Below are 20533 nucleotides of genomic sequence, written 5' to 3'. Positions count from 1 at the left end.
CCGGCGTGGTCGAGGCGGTAAAGATCTGGAACGAGCCCAACAACCTCTCGCACTGGGACTTCGAGCTGGACGCCGGCTGGCGGATCTTTGCCGACACGGTGGCCGCCGCCTCCGCGGCGGTCGCGGCGGAGCGCCCACGAACCACGCGCGTGCTGGGCGGCATTTCGCCGATCGATCCTGGGTTCATGAGGAACATGCGGGACCAGGGCGTGCTCGACCGGGTGGACGCGGTCGCGGTGCATGGCTTTCCGCTCGACTGGAACCACTGGCAGATCCAGGAGTGGCCCGCCAAGCTCGACGAGATCCGCGCCGTCACCGACCGGCCGATCTGGGTGACCGAGGTCGGCGTGTCGACGTTCGGCGCGGAGGAGGTGCAGGCGTTCGGGCTTGCCCGTACGGCGGAGCTGCTCATCGGCCGGGCGCCGCGGATCCATTGGTACAGTCTCTACGACCTGCCGCGCGCCTGGCCCGCCACCACACGGCACCGCGAGGCGGAAGGCTCGTCCTACTACCGCCACTTCTACATGGGGCTGCTCAAGGAAGACGGCACGCCCAAGCTCGCGGCCGCCGACTTTGCGCGGCACACGCCGGCGCTCGGCATCTGCCAGTGGTTCCACTTCGAGGACCCTCGGCTCGACGACGCGGTGCGCTGGCTCGATCGACTGGGCGTGCGCCACGTGCGCACCGGCTTGAGCTGGGCTGACAGCCTCCGGCCCGGCGCGCTGGCGTGGTTCGACCGGCAGATGCGCGCGCTCGAGCCGTTCGACGTGACGCTCACGTTCTGCTTCACGCCCGAATCACGCGGGCTCCGCCCCCACCACACGAGCCCGCCGCGCTCGGTCGAGGAATTCGCCGATTTCTGCGGCGCGATGACCCGGCGCTACGTCTGCTGAGCGAGCGCCGGCGCGTCCGGCATCGTCGTCCCGAACAGGTCGTCAGCCCAGATGAAGTCGATCCCCGCGCGGCGTGCGGCCTCGCGGTCGGTCTCGGCGTCGCCGACGAAGAGGGTGCGTTCGGGCGGCACGCCCCAGAACGCCATGATGCGCTCGAGCATTGCGGGCGCGGGCTTGCGGCAACTGCACCCGGCCTCGTCCGCGTGCGGGCAAAGCTGGATGGCATCGTCCGGGAGCGCGCGGCCGAGGGCTTCGCGCGCGAGAGCGCGGAGCAGCCGCCGGGCCCGTGCGAGCGTGAGCTGGCCGTAGGCGATGCGGTCCTGATTCGAGGCGATGCCAAACCGCGGGGCGACCGGGGTTGCGAGCCGACGAATCGCGTCGGGGACGCCGGGGCGGAGCTCCCAGTCGCCGTCGTCGAAGGGACAGGGCTGGCCGGCGACCGTGGTGCGGCGGAGCGTGCCGTCAGCATCGAAGATGACGAGGTCGTAGCGCGGCGCGCCGCCGCGGTGGCGATCAGAGGCCGGCGCGCGGCACAACGCGTCGCGCAGTGCGGCGGCGTATCGGGCCGTGGCGGCGCGGAATCGCTCGGCATCCGCAGCGGCCGAGGAGATGCTGCCGAGCGCCTCGGCGGCGAGGGTGCAGTAGCCCACGCGAAAGGCGAGGTACGCGAGGCGGTAGGCGGGGAGCCGCTCCGCCGTGCCGCGGTCGCCGGAGTGCCGGGCGTACGCGTCGACCAGCGCGCGCTCGCCATCAGCATCGAGCGCAAATTCGACGGCCGCCGCGGCCAAATCCCAGGCGATGTCCTGCGGGCCAGGCATGAAATGATCGTCGCCGTGGTCGAGCGCGTCGGTCTTCATGTAACCGTGCGGCGTGCGGAGCCATTCGTGCGGCAGCATGCGGCCGTCGATGATGCACGCGTGGTCACTCCAGCGCGCCGCGCCCATCGCGCGATGGGCGCGCTCACCCCACTCATCGCCCAACGCGCGCGCCGCATTGAAGGCCGCCATTTCCGCCAGCGCCTCCCGCGACGCGCCCGGCTCGGCGGGAGCGAGGGCGCGTACGTCGGCGGCGTAGCGGGCGATGGCGGCGATGAGATGACTGGTGACGTCCGCGGCCGCGAGCGGGGTGCCCTCGACCCATCGCGTGCAGAGAAAGCCATGCGCGACCCCAAGCGGCTCGGGCGACCAGCCCATCGCGCTGAGCGCTTGTGCGCGCTCGAGCCGCCGCGCGCCGAATCGCCCGAGGCCGGCGAAGCGCAGCAGGTGGCGCGCGCCGACCTTACCGCCGCCCGCCGATGCGATGTCGAGATATTTTCGCCGCTCGTGCTGCGGCTGCACGGCCGGCCAGTCGCGGGCGTCGGGAATGAGCCGGCGGCGCCACGCACCGGCTGAGAGGTCTTCGAGTGCGGCGGCGCCGCATGCGCGGGCAAGGCGTCCCGATTCGAGCCAGACGTTCTCGAACGGGATGACCGTCTGGCGGAGCCGGGGCCAGCGATCCCGCGCGCGCGCCGATCGGAGCGCGCTTCCATCGGTGCACCAGCTCGGAAAGAGCGCAATCCGCTCCTCGGGCACGCCGAGCTGCACCAGCGCATCCACGGTGCCGTCGAGCGAGGAGCCGCTCAGGCCCGGTCCCTCGTCCACGACCAGAAACCATCCGGCGAGCCGCTCGCGCAGCGCCGCGGCGAGCTCGGATGCGAAGCGCGGCCGGCGGTCGAACGGATGTCCGCGCGGCCGCACCGTGAACGACGCGAGTTGCCAGCCGCGCTCGGCGAGCACGGCGGTGACGCAGGCGACGAGCGTGGCCCCGATGGTGCGGAGGCCGAGGCAGGTCGCCATGGGCCCGGGGGCGTCGCGCTCCGCACCGTGCTCGGCTTCGAGCCGCGCGGCCGCCTCGAAGTAACACTCGGGATACACCGCATAGTGCGCGAACCCCTCCGGCACCGCGAGCGCAACTTCGCTCGGCAGCTCGGCACGCTCGAGCCCGGAGAGCGCGTCGGCGGCGTGGTCGAGGTGCCCGCGCACGTCGTGTTCGATGCCGCGCCACGCGCACCATGCCGCGCCCGCCAGCGCGCGGGTCACACGATGGAGTGCGGCCATCGGCGGCAGCACCCGGTCGATTTCGGGGCAGAGTGCGTCGGCCACGGCGGACTCGAGCGCGCCCCCATCGATGAGCAGCGCGATCAACCGGTCATAGCGCGCCGGACCGGCTCCAAGACTGCGCGCGGAGCCGAGCGACTCCCGCAGCTCGGCCAGCGCCGCGTGCGACGCCGTGCACCGCGTCTCGTTCCGGTAGACGATCATGATGTCGAGCCCGGCTCGCCGTCAGCCCCAGCGCTGTCCCGTGGCGGCGAGGAGCTCGGGGGTGATGTCGTATGGTGGCCCGTCGGGCGCATTCGGCGCCGCCGGCTCGCAGAGCCAGATCTCGTGGCCGGGGCGCCGGACGATGCGCAGCCCGCTCGAGCGGAGCATCGCCTCCACACCGGCCTCGTTCGGCACCCACCAGTTGGTCGGGTCGCCCACCAGGCGCTGCTCGACGAACGCCATCGCGGGCCAGCCCGGCGCGCGGAGCGCCTCGCGATCGTCGAGCCCGGGATCCGCGCTCGCCGGCGCGCGCTCGGTCTCCGGAATCGTGAGCGTCTGGAACACGAGCAGCCGGCGCACCCGCCGGGCCACGAGGTCGAGGCCGAGCAGCGGATAGCGGAGGTGATACAGGACGCCCATGAAGAGCACGAGGTCGTAGTGCTCGCGCTCGCGGGCCAGGTCGTACACCTGCATCCGGCGGAACTCGATCGCGCGCTCGAGGCCGTACTCGCGCGCCGCCCACTCCGCCTGCCGCAGGTAGTGCGGGTCCACGTCGATGCCGGTGACGGAGGCGCCCCGGCGGGCCAGCTCGAACGAGTAGAAGCCCGCGTTGCAGCCGATGTCGAGCGCGCGCCAGCCGTGCAGGTCTCCCGGCACGAGCGAGGCGACGACATCCCATTTGTAGCTGGGAAAGTCGCCCAGGAAATGATCGGGCGCGGTCTCGACTCCGTCGGGGAGATGGAGGTTGTGGAACCAGGGCCCGAGCGAGCGGATGGTCTCGAGGCGGGTGCTCATGACGCCGGCCCCGCGGTCGCAATCGCACGGGCGGGGCGGCCCAGTCGCTCGAGCGCGTACGATTCGAGCTCGGCCGCACGGTGGCCGGCGGTGTGTTGCGCCAGCACGCGGGCGCGCGCCGCCGCGCCGACCCGGCGCCGCGCCGGCTCGGACGTCTCGCGGACGATGTCCAGCGCGTCGCCGGCGTCGCGGGCGAGATAGATCTCGGCGTCCGGCTTGAAGAGGGTATCGAGACCGGGCCACGCGTCACTCACGATCGGCGTGCCGCACGCCGCCGCCTCGAACAGCCGCACGCTGGGCGACCACCCGGCGCGCACCATATGGGCCCGGGTGACGTTGAGCGTGAAGCGCTGTGCGTTGTAGAACCGGCGATGCCGCGACGGCGGCAGATGCTGCACCCGGCGCACGTTGCGCGGCCACGCGATTCCGTCGGGATACTGCGGCCCCGCGACGACGAACCGGCCCGCGTTCCACCGGCGCGCGGGCTCGAGCAGCAGGCGGTCCAGCGCCGGCTGACGGTCCCCGCTGTACGTGCCCATATAGCCCAGGTCCCAGCGATGGGGCATGGGGTCGGGGTAGTACTGGGTTGCATCCACCGAGCAGTAGAGCGGCAGCGCCGCGCGCGCGCCGTACTCCACCTGCAGGCGCTCGAGCGTGGGCCCGCCGGTAAACGAGAGGTAGAGGTCGTACGCGCGGATCAGCTCGGCCGTGATGTAGCCGGCGCGCCGCTCGGCGAGCCGTGCGAGCGTCACCGGCGTGTCGATGTCGTAGAATGCCGTGACGCCGCGTGCGATTCGAGTCACCCACCGGCCGATGGTCGCCCCCTGCGGCACGAAGGAGCCGACCACGACGAGATCGGCCGCGCGCACCTGGTCGGCGTAGTGGGCCCGAAGCTCGCCGAAATTGGCGTACAGCTCGGTGCGGCCGTAGGGGGGGTCGGGGAGGTCGCGGTTGTCGGCGTACCACTCGAGGTCGCGCTCGAGAAACAGGACGTCGTGGCCCCGCGCCGAAAGCCCGCGCACGAGGCCGCGGTACGTGGTGGCGTGCCCGTTGCCCCAGCTCGACGTGATCGAGAGCCCGAGGATGACGATCCGGAGCCGCGCCGGGCTCATCGGACCGTGCTCCCGAGCAGCGCCTCGACCTGTGCGGCGCGGTGGGCGTAGGTGTGCTCGGCGAGGACGCGGGCGCGCGCCGCGCTGCCCAGCGCGCGCGCCTCGGCTGGCGATAGCGCCTCGAGCCGTTCGGCCACCTCGGCGCCGTCGTGCACCACGAGCACCTCGGCGCCGGGCTCGAGGAACAACTCGATACCTTCCCACGCGTCGGTCAGGAGGCACGCGGCGGCGCCCGCCGCCTCGAACACCCGCGTGGGCGGCGAGAAGCCGTAGCGCGCCATGCTCGCGCGGTTCACGTTGAGCACCGCGCGCGGCGAGCAATTGAAGGCGTTGTGCTCGTGGGTGTACACGTGGCCGGCGTTGCGCACGTTCTCGGGCAGCGGCTTGTCCTGCCAGCCGTTCCCGCCGAGCAGGAATCGGCGCGCCGGGAGCCGTCGGGCCGCCGCGAGGAAAAATTCGTCGACCCGCGCCTCGCGGTCCGGCAGGCGGTTGCCGAGAAAGGCGAGGTCGGCGGCAAAGCGGGGCTCAGGCGGAACGGGATGATGGGTTTCGGGATCGAGCGCGTTGTACACCGGCACGCACTCGCGCGCGCCGAGCGCACGATAGGCCGCCACCACCGGATCGCCGCCGCCGTAGGTGAGCACGAGGTCGTAGCGGGGCACGAGCGCGTGGAACGGATCGGCGGCATTGCGCTCGAGACGCTCGAGCGTCGCTGGCGCATCCACGTCCCAGAAGGCGACCAGCGTGTCGGCCCCCGCCAGCGCGAGCACCTCGCGCTCCAGCAGCTCGTCGAAGACGCCGACCCCGCTGGCTTTCACGAGGAGGTCCGCGCCGCGGGCGCTCTCGAGCGCCGCAAGTGCGGCGTCCTCCGACGCGCCGTCGTACACCACGACGCGCGCCCAGTCGGGGTCGGGGATGTCGCGGTGCTGCTGGCGGCCGTATGCGTCGGGCTCGTAGAAGGTGACGCGATGTCCGCGCGCCGCGAGCGCGCGCACGACGCCGCGGTAGTAGGTCGCGGCGCCGTTCCAGTACGCCGAGACGAGGCTCGAGCCGAAGAAGGCGACGTCCATGCCGGGGCTCACGCGGCGGCCTCCTGCGCGCCGTCATCGAGCTCACGGTGGATCCGGAGCAGCTCGTCCACGCGGTGGGCGCAGGTATGCCGCGCGCGCACGGTGCGGAGGCCGTTGCCGGCGATCCGCGCGGCGAGCTCCCGGTCGAGCAGGAGCCGCCCGAGCTGCTCCCGCATCTCGTTGCCGGCGCGCGCCACGAGGTAGTCCTCGCCCGGCGTGAAGAGGTCTTCCGCATCATCCCAGGGCGCGGAAACCAGCGGAATGCCGCAGGCGAGCGCCTCGAACATGCGGATGGTAGGAATCCCCGGCAGCGCCTTGGCGTAGGGGCGCCGGGGCACGTGCACCGTCACCCGGAACCGGGCAAACGTGCGGGCCACGTCGTAATTCGGCAGCCACCCGGCATACTCGATCCCCGCGCGGGCCAGCGCGTCGCGCGCCGGACGGGGGTAGCGGACGCCGTACACCGTCGTGCGGAGCCCAAGCGCGCGCGACGGCTCGATGAGAAATTCGCGCAGCTCGTCCGTGCGCTCCCCGTCCCCCCAGTTGCCGATCCAGACGACGTCGCCGCCGGGCGCGACGCGCGGCATCGGCCGGAACCGCCGCGTGTCGGCTGCTTCGTGCCAGACCCAGGCGCGGCGGGTCCAGCCATTGGCCAGATAGAGGTCGCGGATCACGCGCCCGAAGGCGAGTATGCCGTCGAACGCCTCGAGGCGGTAGGCGGCCATCTGATCGGCGTCGGTGACGGAGCGATGGTGGGTGTCGTGAAAAAGCAGCCGATAGCCGCCGTGCGCGGCGCGGTGCTCGCCCAGGCGCCGGATCAGCTCGTGCTCGTTCCACTCGTGCGCCAGCACGAGGTCGGCGCCGTCGAGTGCGCGATCGAGGTCGAGCGCGGACAGATCGTAGCGAATGCTCCGGAGACCGGGATATGCCCGATGAAACGCGGTGAGCGCGCGGCGGCCGTGATCGCTCACCAGATTCTCCGCGCTCCACGGGTGCCGGGGCTCGTACACCTGCACCTCGACGCCGCGCGCCAGCAGCTCGCGCACGACGCCGCGGAGGAAGTGAGCGTTGCCATGGTTCCAGTCGGACACGAGCGAGTGGCAGAAGATCACGACGCGCATGCGACCTCCGCCGGGCGCGGCGCGGGAACGCCGCGCCTCTGATACGCCCGTGCCGCGGCGCGCGCGTAGGCCGCCCGATACGCCATCGCGAAGCGCTCCACCGTAAAGCTGCGCGCCCGCCGGCGCGCCGCATCGGCCAGCGCGCGCCGCATCTCGCCGCGAACCATGAGCGTCCGCAGCACGCCGCGGAGCGTGTCGGCGTCATCCGGCTTCACGAAGAGCGCGGCGCCATCCCACAGCTCGCGTTGGCTCGGGATGTCGCCCAGCACGAGCGCGCAGCCGGCGAGCGCCGCCTCGAGCACGGACAGGCCGAACGGCTCGTAACGCGCGGGGAGTGCGTAGATGGCGGCGCGGCGGAGCCAGCGCGCGAGCACCGGCGCGTCGAGTCGGCCCAAAAAGCGGGCGGCGCTGCCGGCGTGGCCGGCCCCGGTGCGATCGGGCGCGGCGCCGTCACGCTCCGCGCCATCCGATCCGGCCGCGCGCCCGCTCGGATGCTGCGTATCGCCCGCGAGATAGACCGGCCATTCGAGCTCGGGCGCGAGCTGCGCCAGCATGCCGACGTTCTTCGCTTCATCCCAGAGCCGGCCCACCGCGAGGATCAGCTCCTCCTTCTGCGCGCGCGCGCCGCGCGCGAGCGGCGGCGTGCGCGCCGCGCGCGCGTTGGGAATCGCCGCGGCCGCGGCGAGCGGGCCGTGCTCGCGCTCGAGCGCAGCGAGCATCGCGCGGGTCGGCGCGATGACGAGGTCCGCGCCTGCGAGCCCCGCGCCCAGGCGGAGCCGATATTCGTCCCACTCCGGCGGCGCCGCGACGCCATGCACGGCCCGCCACCAGGAGCACACGCACGAGTGGGCGACCACGAGCCGGGGCGCGCGCCAGGGCAGGACCCCGGGCGCGAACTGGTTCAGGTGGATCACGTCGGGCGCGATCTCGCGCTCGAGAGAAAGGAGCCAGTCGCCGGCGGCATCGACGTCCGCCCAGGCATCCGGCATCCACTCGAGGCGGTAGCGGCACTCGCGCACCTCCACGCCCGGGAGGCCCGCCAGATCGCGCCGCTGATCGGGACGGAGCGCCGCACCCATCACGGCGACGCACACCTCCATCGGCGCTCCGCCGCCAAGGCCGCCGCTCAGCGCGCGCGCCAGCTCGACGGCGTAGGTCCAGACCCCGCCGATCGGATCGGCGGTGAGGAGAACGCGCCGGGCCACGGGCAGCATCACCGGCATGGCCGGATGCCCGCCGAGTAGACGGCGTCGAGCGCGGCGGCGACGTCGACCAGCTCGTCCACCGCCGGATCGAACCGCTCGCCGGCGGCGAGCCGGCGAGACCACTCGACCAGCGCGCGCCCGCCCCATTCGTCGGGCGGCTCGACCAGGAGCCGGCGCGCGGCGGTGTCATATCGCTCGGCGGCAAAGTCGTAGAACGAGCCGCCCACGTTGCGGAAGGCGAGCGCGCCGCGCGTGCCGTAGAACGTGGCGCCGATCTCGGCTCCGCGGCCCAGCGGGAGCCGCCAGGAGCAGGCGAGGCGCGCCACCGCGCCGCCTTCGAGCGTGAGCTGTGCCTCGGCGTAGTCCTCCACCTGGCGGTCGCGATCGGTGAGCGGCTCGCCGCCCGCGATGAGTCGCGCCGCGACGTGCGCGACGCGCGCGCCCTCGAGCGTGGAGAAGAGCATGTCGACGAGGTGCACGCCGAGATCCATCAGACAGCCGCCGCCGGCGAGCGCGGGGTCGTGGCACCAGGTCTGATCGGGGCCGTACGCATTGTGAAAGACCAGCTCGGCAGCGAAGACTCGTCCGATCTCACCGGCGCGCACACCGGCGCTCACGTGGCGCATCGCGGCCGTGTGCCGGTACGAGAGGTCCACCGCGAGCAGCCGGTCGGCCGCGCGCGCGGCGTCGATCACCCGGCGGGTTTCCGCTGCGGTGCGCGCGAGCGGCTTCTGGCAGAACACGGCCTTGCCTCGCGCCAGCGCCATTTCCGCCTGGCCGGCGTGCAGCGCGCTCGGTGTTGCGATGACGATGCCGTCCAGGTCGGTCGAGAGCAGCGCGTCCAGCGAGTCAAGCGCACGCGCGCCGGGCGCCTCGCGGAGCGCGGCCGCGAGATGGTCGGGAGAGGGATCGACGATCGCGGACACCCGGCCGGCGCCGCTCGCGGCGAGCGTCGCCATGCGCTGCCGGCCGATCCAGCCGACGCCGAGGAAGCCGAGGCGCGGGACGGGGGCGCCACGCGGAGCGCGGTCCGGCTCGGCGGCGCCGCGCATTTCGTTCATCGGGATTGGCCGCGCGGTCACGTCAGCACCAGCGCCTTCAGGAATCCGTCGGGCCGCTCGCGCAGCAGCTCGAGCCCGCGGCCGAGCGCGTCGAGCGGGACGCGATGGGTATAGAGCGGCTCGGGGTCGAGCGCGCCCGACGCAATCGCATCCGCCGCGGAGCGAATGCCGGCGACATACACCCGCGGGTCGCGCTCGTGCGCGTTCACCACGTCGAGGCCGCGCCAGTTCCAGAGCTGCATGTTCACGGTGCGCGGGCCATCCTGGTGATAGCCGGCAATGATGAGCCGGCCGCGGACCCGGGTCAGCTCGGCCGCGAGATCCAGCGGGGCCTGCTGGCCGGTCACCTCGATCGCGCAATCGGCCAGCCCGGCGGAGAACGCGTCCGCCGCGCGCTCGAGCGACACCGCCTCGGCCGCGCCCATCTCTCGCGCCACGTCGCGCGCGAATGGCCGCCGCGAGACGGCGGTCACGCGCGCGCCGGCCCGGGTCGCGAGCTGCACCAGCACCGCGCCGAGAAATCCGATGCCGACGATTGCGACGCGCTGCCCCGCCTCGATCCCCGTGCGCGCGAACACGTTCATCGCGCAGGCCAGCGCCTCGCCGGGAAAGGCGCGACCGGCGAGCGGCTCGGGGATGCGTGCCAGCGCGTCGGCCGCGGCGAGGTCGTACTCGGCAAAGGCGTGGTCCGAGAGGAACGCCACCCGGTCGCCCGTGGCCCAGCGATCGACTTCCTCGCCCACGGCGTCGATCACGCCCCACCCCTCGTGCCCCGGCGCGCCCGGCTCACGCGGATACTCGAACCACGGACGCCCCTCCCAGAGCGGCAGATTCGAGCCGCAGATGCCGCAACCCTCGAGACGTACGCGCACCTGACCCGCGCCCGGCTCGGGCCGCGCCACTTCGACGGTGCGCGCGCGGCCCGGCGCCTCGAGCACCGCCGCACTCACGGCTGTCTCCACTCCGCGGCCTCCTGCTGCCGACCAGCGCCGGCCGGGCGCGGCCGTGACCCGTTCGCGCGCGCTCCCGCCGGCTGGTCGGCCGCCGCCCGAGCGCCGTTCCCCTCGCCTCCGGCCAGCGCACCGCGGCCGGCAATCCGCTCGTCCTTGAGCCACGCGTGCAGCCGCTCCAGTCCTTCGGACACGTCGACCCGCGGCGCCCAATCCGCCGCCTCGCCGAAGCGGCGCGTATCCGACACGTAGTAGCGCTGGTCCGCCGGTCGCCACGGCTCGAAGTGCGCCTCCGGCGTGCGGCCCGTAAGCTCGCCGATCATCTCGATCAGCTCGAGCAGACTCACCGTGTTCTCCGGCCCGCCGCCGATGTTGAACGCGGTGCCCGCCAATCGATCCACGCGCGCGCGGGCCGCGAGGAACGCATCCACCAGGTCTTCGACGAACAGCACGTCGCGCACCTGGCGGCCGTCGCCGTACAGCGTGATCGGCTCGCGGGCGAGCGCGCGGATGAGGAAGTGCGCCAGCCACCCCTGGTCCTCGGTGCCGAACTGATGCGGTCCGTAGATGCAGCTCATGCGGAACACGAGCGCGGGCAGGCCGAAGGTGTGGGCGTAGTCGAGGACGTACTGGTCGGCCGCTCCCTTGGAGCAGCCGTACGGGCTGTGGAAGTCGAGCGGACGCGCCTCGCTCACGCCGTGCGTGCCGAGCTCGGGATCGGCGGGGCGGTAGCGGCGGACGCCGGGCTCGAGCGCCACGTCGTCGAGCGCGCCGTACACCTTGTTGGTCGAGGTGAAGACGAGCGGAGGCGGCGTGCGCCCTGGCCGCGTGGACTCGCGCCGAATCGCCTCGAGCAGATTGAGCGTGCCGCGCGCGTTCACCTCGAAGTCGTGGATGGGACCATCGAGGCTCGTCGTCACGGCCACCTGCGCCGCGAAGTGGAATACGGCCGAGGCCTTCGCCACGGCGGCGCCGAGGCTCTCGGCGTCGCGCACATCGGCCACCCACGCGTCCACCAGGCCGGGGTGCGTCACCTGCAGCCAGCAGAGATTCCGCTCGACGCCCGCGCGCGAAAGGTTGTCGTACACGATGACCGGCTGCCCCATGGCGAGCAGCCGGTGCGACAGATTGGTGCCGATGAAGCCGGCGCCGCCGGTGATGAGAACGGGGCCGGGCGCGGCCCGGCTCATACCGTGAGCCCGCGCGCCGTGAGCTCGGCGCGCATCTCGGCCACGCGGTCCTCGGCCACCTGACCCTCGAGCCAGGCGGACAATTCCACCAGCCCGGCATCGAGCCTCACCTCGGGCTCGTAGCCGAGCCGCGCGCGCGCCGCCGAAATGTCGGCAAAGCAGTGCCGGATGTCGCCGGCGCGGGCAGTGCCGGTGATCTCGGGCTCGACGGCGGGCTGGCCCAGCGCGCGGGCGATGCGCGCGGCCACCTCGCGCACGGTGTAGGAATGTCCGCTCCCGACGTTGAACACCTGATCCACCGCCTCCGCGCGCCGAAGCGCCAGCAAGCACGCCTGGGTGACGTCGCGCACGCTCACGAAATCGCGGCGCTGAAGCCCGTCCTCGAAGATCGACGGACGATTGCCATTGAGCAGCCGCGAGGCGAAGATCGCGAGCACACCGGTGTAGGGGTTGGAGAGCGCCTGGCGGGAGCCGTACACATTGAAGAAGCGGAGGGCGACGGTGGGCACGCCGTACACCCGGCCCAGCATGAGGCAGAGTCGCTCCTGGTCGAACTTGGACAGCGCGTACACCGAGGCGAGCGCAGGCTGCTTCGATTCCGGCGTCGGCACCGGCGCGAGGGGGCAGCCGTGCTCGTCGCGCAGCTCCCAGTCGCCGGCGCGCAACTGCGCCAGCGACCGCTCGCCGCCGGGCACGAGCGCGCCGTCGGTGCGGCGGTAGAGGCCCTCGCCGTACAGGCTCATGCTGGAGGCGACGACCAGCCGCTCGACCGGGTGCTCCGCCAGCGCCTCGAGCAGCGTGGCGGTGCCGACGCCGTTCACCTCGGTGTAGCGCGCGATCTCGTACATGCTCTGGCCGACGCCCACCATCGCGGCAAAGTGAAAGACGGCCTCGACTCCGGCGAGGGCCCGGCGGACCGCGGCGGCGTCACGCACGTCGCCCACGTGCAGCTCGACCTCGCGATCGAGATAGGCCGGCCGCCGCCGATCGGGGCCGTGCACCTGCGGGATCAGGCTGTCGAGCACCCGCACGCGATGGCCCGCCGCGAGAAGCGCGTCGGCCAGATGAGACCCGATGAACCCGGCACCGCCGGTGATGAGAACCTGGCTGCTCATGCGTGTGTGGCTGGGGGATATACGGAACGTCGGAACGGGCTCACTGTAATGCGTGAATCAGGAACGGCTGCCGGCGCGGCGCGCACGGCAGGTAAGTAGGTCGCAGCATGGCCGCGAGGCTACTTACGTGTCTGTGAGGCGGGTCACGGGAGGTGGGCGGCGGGACCGCGCCGCTGGGATTCATCTCCTTGCGGCGCGGCGTGTTACGGCAGGACGCGGTTCCTCGCTCAATCTCGCGTGAGCACGACCAAAAGTGTCTCTTCGCCGGCGGTGAGCGACGTCTTCAAATCACTGCCGGCAAGGGTCCAGTCGACCGACCGCACGAAGGTGTCGGCATCCTGAAAGAAGCGGACGGTCGTGGCCGCAATGCTGAACCGGCCGGCCATGTCGATGGTGGCGGGGCCACCCGCCTCGGCCGGGAGAACGAGCGTCCCGCGCACGGTGCCGGCCACCGCGCTCCCATCCTGGGTAAGCTCGAGCACGAGGCTGCCGCCTTTGGCGAGCAGGTCGGTCTCGGTGCCGCCGCTCGAGACGGTAAATCGGGTGGCGTGATAGGTTCCTGCCACTTCGGGCGTCGGGCCGGCGGCGTCGCCGCCGCATGCCGTGAGGCCGCCGGCGGCAAGCGCCCCACCAAGGACGAGAAACGCGAGTGCGCGTCCGCGCGAAAGACCGAGGACCGACATGGGCGGGCTCCGAGGGTATGGTTGGCGCCAAGCATACGCCTGCTCCGTCAACCGACCCTCAAACCCGCCCAACACCCAAACCGCGGGGCTACGTGTTCCTTCTGAACTGCACCAGTTCGCCCTGGCCGTCCACCAGGCAGGAGCCTAATGCGTTGCCCATCTGCCAATTGATCACCGTCGCGTCGTTCTCCTGGCGCTGGCCGGGTCGGATCGTCACATCTTCGCCGGGGACGTCGAGGCGACGGGCGACCTCGTCACGGCAGGTTTCGCCCTGTCGCGTGAGCAGGCTGTTCGGCCCCGTCTCGCTCGGGTTGATGAAGCCGCCGTTGCTCACCGTGTCGCCGTAGGTCCCGTTGTTCTCGTACCCGTTGTCGTTGCCATACCCGCCGCCCGTCGCGTACGGGCTCTGCTCCTCGTTGAATGCGAGGATGGCGCCATCGGCGCTCACCAGGCAATTGCCTGAGCCGCCGCCGCGCGTGGTCCAGCCCACCCGGGCGCCTTCGCCGTTCGACTCCTCCTGGCCGCCCTCGACCGTCACGTCGCCCGACCTGAGCTCGCCGTAGCGGTGGAGCACTTCGTCGCGGCACGCGTTCATCTGGCGGTCGGTCGCCGCGCGCTGCCGGTAGCCGGTGTCCTGGTCGTTCGGGAGCCGCAGGCTATTGCCGGCGCAGGCGGCGAGCACCCCCAGCGCCGCGCCGGTCAGCAGCCGACGCCCGGCCATTGCAAGACGTTGCGACATCGTGATACGCCTCGGTTGTTGGGACCGGAAAGGATACGACGCGAGAGCTCAACCTGCGGTGCGGCCCGTCACGGAGCCGGCGCGCCGCCGGCCCCAAGCCCGAACACGACCACCGTGGCCGGGCTGCTCTCGATCTGCCAGGTGCGCGGCGCGTCGAGGCCGGCTGCGACGGCCGCGTACTGGCGCCCGTCGACCGCGTAGGAAATCACGCCGCCACCGATCGGCTGGCCGGTCGAATAGCGGTAGACCTCGTGACCATCGTGCGCGTCGAACACGAGGAACTCGCCGTTCAGGTCGCCCGTCATCACCACGCCGCCCGCCGTCGTGGTTACCCCCGCCACGAGCGGCGTCGGCGAGGCGTAGCGCCACGCGACGCGGCCGTCGTCCAGATCGACCGCCGTGAGCCACCCGCGCCGCGTCTTGTCGAACGTGCCGAAGGGGTGCTTGAGCTCGGCCGAGCCGGTCCAGGGAATCCCTGTCTTGCCGAGCAGCTTCTGGGCGGGTTCGATCTTGACGGTGCTGCACCAATCGATCGACGGCACGTAGGCCAGGTTGGTCTCGCGTGAAATCGCGGCACCGTTCCACTCGACCCCGCCGTCCACGCCGGGGCAGTACCGCGTCCCCTCGGGCGTGAGCGGCGCGTCTGCGTTTTCGATCGTGGCGACCGGAGTCTTGAATGCAAACTCACCGCTTGCGGGATCGATGCCATAAAGATGACCGTCCTTTCCGCCCTCGACGATGAGCCGGCGCCCACCGCGCGTGGTGACGAGCGCGGGCGGCGCGGCCACGTCCCAGTCGTGAAAGTCGTGCTTCAGGAGTTGGTAGGTCCGCCGGATGAGGCCGGTGTGCGCGTCGAGCGCCACCACGGAATACGCGTGCTCGTTGCGGCCGGGGCGCACGTTGGAGAGGAAGTCGGGCGCCGCGTTGCCGGTTGGGACGTACACGAGGCCCGCGGCCGTGTCGATGGCGTACGAGGTCCAGGTGGCGCCGCCGCCCTTGGGGAACACTTCGGTGGCCGGCGGCCAGGTGAAGTTGGCGGGGCCCGACCGCGGTAACAGCGACGCGGTCCAGATCCGCTGGCCGGTGCGCGCGTCGAACGCCATCATCCGGCCGGTGACGTTGAAGTTGTCGCCGCCCGCGTTGCCGATGAACACGAGCCCGTGCCAGGCCACCGGTGCTGCGGGAAAGGTTTCGCCCACGTGGGGGTCACCCGCGACCACGTTCCAGAGCATCTTGCCGGTGCGCGCATCGAGCGCGTACACCCGGCCGTCGTTGGCGCCGCGGAACACCCGCCCGTCCAGATAGGCCACGCCGCGGTTCACCTTGAGGTCGAACGGCGGCTCGGGCGAGTAGTCGTAGTGGTGCTTCCAGCGGAGCGCGCAGGTGGCCGCGTCGAAGGCGTAGGTGTTCTTGGGCGTGGCGACGAAGATCGTGCCGCCGACTTCGACGAGGCCGGTCTCCATCGCGGCCCGCTCGTGCAGCTCGAAGCGGCAGACCGGCTGCAGCGATGCCGCGGTGGCGGGCGTGATCCGGGTGAGCGGTGAGTAGCGAAGGCCGTCGTAGCTGTTGTTGTAGGCGCCCCAGTCGGTGCGCGGATCCGGTGTGGCGGGGAGCGGTGCCGCGAGCGGCGCCGGCCCCTCCTCGGTACCGTGCGGGCCGAGCGGGCGGGGAACCGCCGGGGCCTTGAGGAAGCTCAGGCCGGAGCAGGCGGTGGCGGCGAGAAGGAGGACGCCGCCCAGCGCGCGTACCCGGGGACCCACGATGCTCATGCTGCCAATCCGCGGCCCGGCATGCCCCGCTCGCCATGATCCGAATCACACGCGCGCCGTTTACGGCCGCGCGTTTGTGGTGCATACTCCCGCCATGCCCGACTCCATCGGCCGCGTGGTGGCCACGGAATTGAAGCCCGCCACGCCGCACCAGTTCTGGTTCCGCGCCGCGCGAGGCGCGGCCGTGGGCATCGGGGCCGTCGTACGCGTCGACGCTGCCGGCGCGGCCCGCACGGTGTACGCCGTCGTCACCGACGCCGCGGCCTACCCGGATCCAGCGGCATCGGCCGACGAGGTCCGCCTCTTCCTGGCCGCCGTGCTCCGTCAGCTCCCCGAGGAGCCGCTCGAGCCCGTGCCGCTTGGCGCCGTGCACCTCGCCACCGATGACGACGTGCGACTCGCGCTTCGCATGGAGTCGTACACCGCCGCCGAGCGGGCCACCGGCGTGCCCATCGGCGTCTACGCCGCGGGCGGGCTCGACGCCCCCGTCCATCTCGACTGCGACTTCCTGCTCGGCCCCGAGGCGGCGCACCTCAACATCAGCGGCGTGTCCGGCCTCGCCACCAAGACGAGCGCGGTGGAATTTCTACTCTCGAGCATTTTCCAGACGTTTCCCGCGCGGAAGGGCAGCATCGCCGCCGTCTGCCTCAACGTGAAGGGTCCCGACCTCTGCTTTCTCGACCGGCCGGGCGAGATCTCCGAAGACGACCGCCGGCTCTACGCGCGTCTCGGTCTCCGGCCCGAGCCGTTTTCGCGCGTGCACTACTTCGCGCCGTTCAAGCCCGACGGGGTCAACCTCAACACGCTCCGGAGGCACGAGGATCTTGCGGCCAACACCCAGCCGCTCGTCTGGGGTCTCCGCGAAGTGCTCGATTATGCCGAGGTGGTGCTCAACCGCGACGATGTGGACGCCAAGGCCGACGCGTTCATCGACTTCCTGGCCGAGCGGGTGGTGGACCGGGAGTATCAGGACGACATGCTGCGCCCGAAGCCATTTCGGGTGCAGACCTTCGCCGACCTGGAGGAGTTCTTCCGCTGCATCTTTCAGTTCATGGAGGTGCTGGGGAAGGGCGGGGAGGTGTGGCGCACCCATCATCTCGCCACGATTCGCAAGATCCGCAACCGGCTGGGCAACATCGCGACGCGATCCAAGGGCCTCGTCACCGACGACGGCGCGGCGAACGATCTTCCGTGGGGCGCGTTCGAGGATCGGAGCCTGTACGCGATCGACGTGGCAGGGCTCGATCCGCTGGCGCAGGATCTCGTCTTCGCGCGCGTCGTCTCCAAGCTGCGCGAGCACCTGGAGCGGCGAGACCTTGGTGTGGACCACGTCGTCGTGTTCGTGGACGAGCTCAACAAGTACGCGCCGGGCGACGGACCCGACACTTACGTGCGAAAGATGCTGCTCGACCTCTCCGAGCGCGGCCGCTACCTGGGCCTCGTGCTCTTCTCGGCGCAGCAGTTTCGCTCGCAGGTGCAGCGGCGGGTGGTGGGCAACGCGGGCACGGCGCTGTTCGGCCGGATGGACGTCGACGAGCTGGCGACGCCCGGCTACGCCACGCTCTCACCCGCCACTCGGCTCAAGCTCGCGACGCTCCCCAAGGGCGAGCTCATGGTGAGGCATCCGCATTTCACCCAGCCGATCTTCGTGCGCTTTCCGCGGCCCGCGGTGCTCTCCGGCCGCGACGGCGTGGAGCGCTTTCCGCCCGCGGCCGACCTGCCGTTTGCGGACGCGGTGGTACGGCAGCTCGAGGCGATGGATCGGCGCGTTTCGGGCGACGCGATCCGCGCGCTGATCGACGGCCGCCGCGAAGACGAGGTGCGCCGCGCGCTCTCCGCCGCTCGGCGCGAGCGGCCGGATGATGTGGAGGCGTACTTCCGGAGATGTCTGGGCCGGCGAGTGAGCGCCGAGACCGCGGGCACGCGGCGCGGCGTGCCGCCGGTGTGGGCGGGGGAGGATCCGTATGGGGGGTGAGGGGTGCGGGAGCGCTGCTACCCCTTCCGCTCCCCCCCATTCTCCTGCGCCCGCGCCGCCGGTTCCGCCGGCACGTGCCCCCACTCGAGCCCGAATCGCGCCGCCGTCGTCCGGATGTCAAGCGTCCGCCCGGCCCGGCGCGCCGCAAGCCGTGAGCGGTGCGCCTCGAGCAGGTCGCTCCGCGAGATGAGCCCCAGCATCTGCCACGGCGCCTCGCGCTTCACCACCACCAGCCGGCCCACTCCCTCCTCCACCATGTGGTCGGCCGCCTCGCGCAGGGTGTTGTCCTCGTAGATCACGGCCGGCGGCCGCCGGATGACCGACGCAACCGGCGCGTTCGGGTCGACCTTCGGATTGGCGATGTCGCGCAGCGTCACTACTCCGATCAGCGTGCCGGCGCCGTCCACCACCGGATACCCGTGGTGCTGCGACTCGGGCGTGCCTTCCGCGATCCACTCGCGCACCTTCTCGATGGTGTCATTGGCCGCGACCGTGACGAGACCGGGCGCCACGACTTCGCGCACCAGCAGCCGGGTGAGGTAGTCCACCGCGTAGTCGGTGCGGATCGGGGCGCCGCGCCGCGCCAGCCGCTCGGTCATGATCGAGTTGCGCATGCCAGCGAGCGAAATGATATAGGCCGCGCTGCACCCGAGGAGCAGGGGCATCAGGCCGAGCGGCTGCCGGGTAGTCTCGAAGGCGAACACGATCGAGGTGAGCAGCGCGCGCGACGCCCCCGCGAACATCGCCGCCATGCCAACGAGCGCCGCGATCCTGGAATCGATGCCGAGCCCCGGCGCCCAGCCCGACACGAGGCGCCCGAGCACGAGGCCGAGTCCGCCGCCGATGGTGAACAACGGCGCCAGCGTACCGCCGGACGTGCCGCTGCCGAGTGCCACCGTCCATGAGATGAACTTGAGGACGACGAGCAGCACGAGCGCCTTCCCGACGATCGCGCCGTTCAGCACCTCGCGGATGTTGTCGTACCCTACGCCCAGAATGTCGGGCTGGATGTAGCCCAGCACGCCGACCGCGACCGCGCCGATGGCCGGCCACCACATCCAGTGGATCGGCAGCCGCTCGAAGGCATCCTCCACCGCGTACACGCTCCGGGTGACGAACACCGAGGCCACGCCCACGATCGCGCCGAGCACCAGGTACGACACCAGCGCCTGCCAGCTTGGCTGCGCCAGGTTTGACATCGCGAACACCGGTTGCGGCCCGTGGAATACCATCCACGCCGCGGTCGCGGTGGCGCTCGCGAGCGCCACCGGAATGATTGACCGCGGGCGATACTCGAAGAGCAGCAGCTCGACCGCGAGCAGCACCGCCGATACCGGCGCCGAGAAGATGGCCGCCATGCCGGCCGCGGCACCCGCCGCGAGGAGCGTCTTGCGTTCGTCCGCCGTGATCTTGAGGAACTGGCCGATGACCGAGCCCAGCGCGCCGCCGGTCGCGATGATCGGTCCCTCGGCGCCGAACGGGCCGCCGGTGCCGATCGATACGGCCGCCGAGAGCGGCTTCAGCAGCATGATGCGCGGCGCGATGCGGCTCTCGGCGAAGAGCACCCGCTCCATCGCCTCGGGAATGCCGTGCCCGCGAACGGCGGGCGAGCCGTAGCGGGCCATGACACCCACGATGAGGCCGCCCACGATCGGCACCAGCACGACCCAGAGCCCGAGCAGATGGTCAGAGGGAGAAACTCTGGTGACCGACCAGCGCCCGTAGAACGAAATGTTGGTGATCAGCGCGATGAGCCGGACGAGGATTTCGGCCGACAGCGCGCCCCCCAGGCCGATCACGATCGAGAGCGCCGATACCTCGAGCAGGCGCCGGTTGGCGCCTGTCTCCTCGTGCGGAAAGCGGAGTTGGTCGAGGGCGGGCCCGAGCGCGGGCGCGACTGGCAAGCCGCCCGTGGTCGAGGCGCGGCTCGCTTCGTGGTCCGGCACGTCAGCGGCCTTTCTGGCGGTGTGACCGCCGACCGCCGTGCGGCGGTTCGAAGAAGAGCTCGGGTGGGCCGCCCGGGGAGCCACCGCCGAGCGCATCGGCGATCAGGTGGAGACTGGCGCCGAGCGGCCGGAGCGAGCGCGCCGGCAATCCCTCGAGCGCCTCGAGGAGGCGACCCTGCGCCGTTTCGGGTGCGTCGGCGAGCAATGCGTGGCCGCCCGGAGACAGCTCGAGGAGCAGGCGCCGGGCGTCCTCCGGTGAGCGCCGGCGCGAGACGAGCCCACGCCCCACCAGCCGGGTGACGATCACTGACACCGAGCTCTGATGGGTGCGGGTGCGCTCGGCCAGATCGTTGAGCGACTGGGCCGGCGCCTCGGCAAGCTGCTGCAGGACGAAGAGCTGCGCGCCGCTCAGGCCGGTGGCGCGCTGCGCCTTGACGCTCGAGAGCCGGAGCGTCTGCACGATCCGGCGCAGCCCGTCGAGTACCGCCGTCGTGCCGTGTCGATCGAGCGAAGTTTGGGAGCCCATGGGCGTACGCTACTTACCCGGACCCGTAAGCGCAAGTTATGCCGCGCGAACGCCTTGCGAGCGACGCCCGATCCCGCCATTCT

General features: G+C 71.9%; 17 protein-coding genes. 2 read left to right on the top strand and 15 right to left on the bottom strand.

All coding sequences use genetic code 11. The annotated features are described in order from the left end of the window. The first annotated feature begins 5 nt into the window (after window positions 1–5). Complete coding sequence (locus tag VFW66_01060; GenBank protein ID HEX5385268.1) at window positions 6–893, top strand: hypothetical protein; 888 nt, start codon at window positions 6–8, stop codon at window positions 891–893. Here VFW66_01060 and VFW66_01055 read toward each other — a convergent pair. The 13 genes from VFW66_01055 to VFW66_00995 form a co-directional block, all read right to left on the bottom strand. Next, a complete protein-coding gene (locus tag VFW66_01055) occupies window positions 881–3193 on the bottom strand; it encodes an HAD-IIIA family hydrolase (protein HEX5385267.1) in 2313 nt (770 codons plus the stop codon). The two genes, VFW66_01060 and VFW66_01055, sit on opposite strands and share 13 nt — an antisense overlap. A gap of 21 nt (window positions 3194–3214) precedes the next feature. Beyond that, a complete protein-coding gene (locus VFW66_01050) occupies window positions 3215–3988 on the bottom strand; it encodes a TIGR04290 family methyltransferase (protein HEX5385266.1) in 774 nt (257 codons plus the stop codon). Beyond that, entirely contained in the window at window positions 3985–5100 is a 1116-nt protein-coding gene (locus tag VFW66_01045; GenBank protein HEX5385265.1) for a glycosyltransferase, read from the bottom strand. The genes VFW66_01050 and VFW66_01045 overlap by 4 nt, the downstream gene beginning before the upstream one ends. Then, entirely contained in the window at window positions 5097–6182 is a 1086-nt protein-coding gene (locus VFW66_01040; GenBank protein ID HEX5385264.1) for a glycosyltransferase, read from the bottom strand. The genes VFW66_01045 and VFW66_01040 overlap by 4 nt, the downstream gene beginning before the upstream one ends. Beyond that, window positions 6179–7291 (bottom strand): glycosyltransferase, encoded by a 1113-nt coding sequence (locus VFW66_01035; GenBank protein ID HEX5385263.1) that lies wholly within the window; start codon window positions 7289–7291, stop codon window positions 6179–6181. The genes VFW66_01040 and VFW66_01035 overlap by 4 nt, the downstream gene beginning before the upstream one ends. Then, window positions 7279–8514 carry a glycosyltransferase family 4 protein gene (locus tag VFW66_01030; protein HEX5385262.1) on the bottom strand — a complete coding sequence of 412 codons (1236 nt, stop codon included), beginning with the start codon at window positions 8512–8514 and terminating at the stop codon, window positions 7279–7281. The genes VFW66_01035 and VFW66_01030 overlap by 13 nt, the downstream gene beginning before the upstream one ends. Further along, the gene (locus VFW66_01025; GenBank protein ID HEX5385261.1) at window positions 8505–9578 is read right to left on the bottom strand and encodes a Gfo/Idh/MocA family oxidoreductase; all 1074 of its coding nucleotides are present in this window, start codon (window positions 9576–9578) and stop codon (window positions 8505–8507) included. Before VFW66_01025 ends, VFW66_01030 begins: the two co-directional genes overlap by 10 nt. Continuing rightward, window positions 9575–10507, bottom strand: a complete 933-nt coding sequence (locus tag VFW66_01020; protein HEX5385260.1) for a zinc-binding dehydrogenase — start codon at window positions 10505–10507, stop codon at window positions 9575–9577. Before VFW66_01020 ends, VFW66_01025 begins: the two co-directional genes overlap by 4 nt. Then, complete coding sequence (locus tag VFW66_01015; protein ID HEX5385259.1) at window positions 10504–11697, bottom strand: NAD-dependent epimerase/dehydratase family protein; 1194 nt, start codon at window positions 11695–11697, stop codon at window positions 10504–10506. The genes VFW66_01020 and VFW66_01015 overlap by 4 nt, the downstream gene beginning before the upstream one ends. Next, window positions 11694–12812 carry an NAD-dependent epimerase/dehydratase family protein gene (locus VFW66_01010; protein HEX5385258.1) on the bottom strand — a complete coding sequence of 373 codons (1119 nt, stop codon included), beginning with the start codon at window positions 12810–12812 and terminating at the stop codon, window positions 11694–11696. The genes VFW66_01015 and VFW66_01010 overlap by 4 nt, the downstream gene beginning before the upstream one ends. A gap of 227 nt (window positions 12813–13039) precedes the next feature. After that, complete coding sequence (locus tag VFW66_01005; GenBank protein ID HEX5385257.1) at window positions 13040–13495, bottom strand: hypothetical protein; 456 nt, start codon at window positions 13493–13495, stop codon at window positions 13040–13042. A gap of 88 nt (window positions 13496–13583) precedes the next feature. Further along, window positions 13584–14234 carry a hypothetical protein gene (locus tag VFW66_01000; GenBank protein HEX5385256.1) on the bottom strand — a complete coding sequence of 217 codons (651 nt, stop codon included), beginning with the start codon at window positions 14232–14234 and terminating at the stop codon, window positions 13584–13586. Window positions 14235–14302: 68 nt separating this feature from the next. After that, window positions 14303–16003, bottom strand: coding sequence for a PQQ-binding-like beta-propeller repeat protein (locus VFW66_00995; protein ID HEX5385255.1), 1701 nt, complete (start codon window positions 16001–16003; stop codon window positions 14303–14305). Window positions 16004–16097: 94 nt separating this feature from the next. On the opposite strand from VFW66_00995, the gene VFW66_00990 reads away from it, so the two are divergent. Beyond that, window positions 16098–17978, top strand: coding sequence for a hypothetical protein (locus VFW66_00990; protein HEX5385254.1), 1881 nt, complete (start codon window positions 16098–16100; stop codon window positions 17976–17978). A 17-nt stretch (window positions 17979–17995) separates the two neighbouring features. On the opposite strand, the gene VFW66_00985 is transcribed toward VFW66_00990, so the two are convergent. Then, window positions 17996–19924: a chloride channel protein gene (locus VFW66_00985; protein HEX5385253.1), complete on the bottom strand. Its 1929-nt coding sequence runs from the start codon at window positions 19922–19924 to the stop codon at window positions 17996–17998. A 1-nt stretch (window position 19925) separates the two neighbouring features. Beyond that, window positions 19926–20450, bottom strand: coding sequence for a MarR family transcriptional regulator (locus tag VFW66_00980; GenBank protein ID HEX5385252.1), 525 nt, complete (start codon window positions 20448–20450; stop codon window positions 19926–19928). Window positions 20451–20533: the final 83 nt, after the last annotated feature.

This window comes from Gemmatimonadales bacterium (assembly GCA_036279355.1).
Classification (GTDB): Bacteria; Gemmatimonadota; Gemmatimonadetes; order Gemmatimonadales; family GWC2-71-9; genus DASQPE01.
The sequence above is the reverse complement of the archived record's forward strand: the minus strand, read 5'-3'. Positions and strand labels throughout refer to the sequence as shown.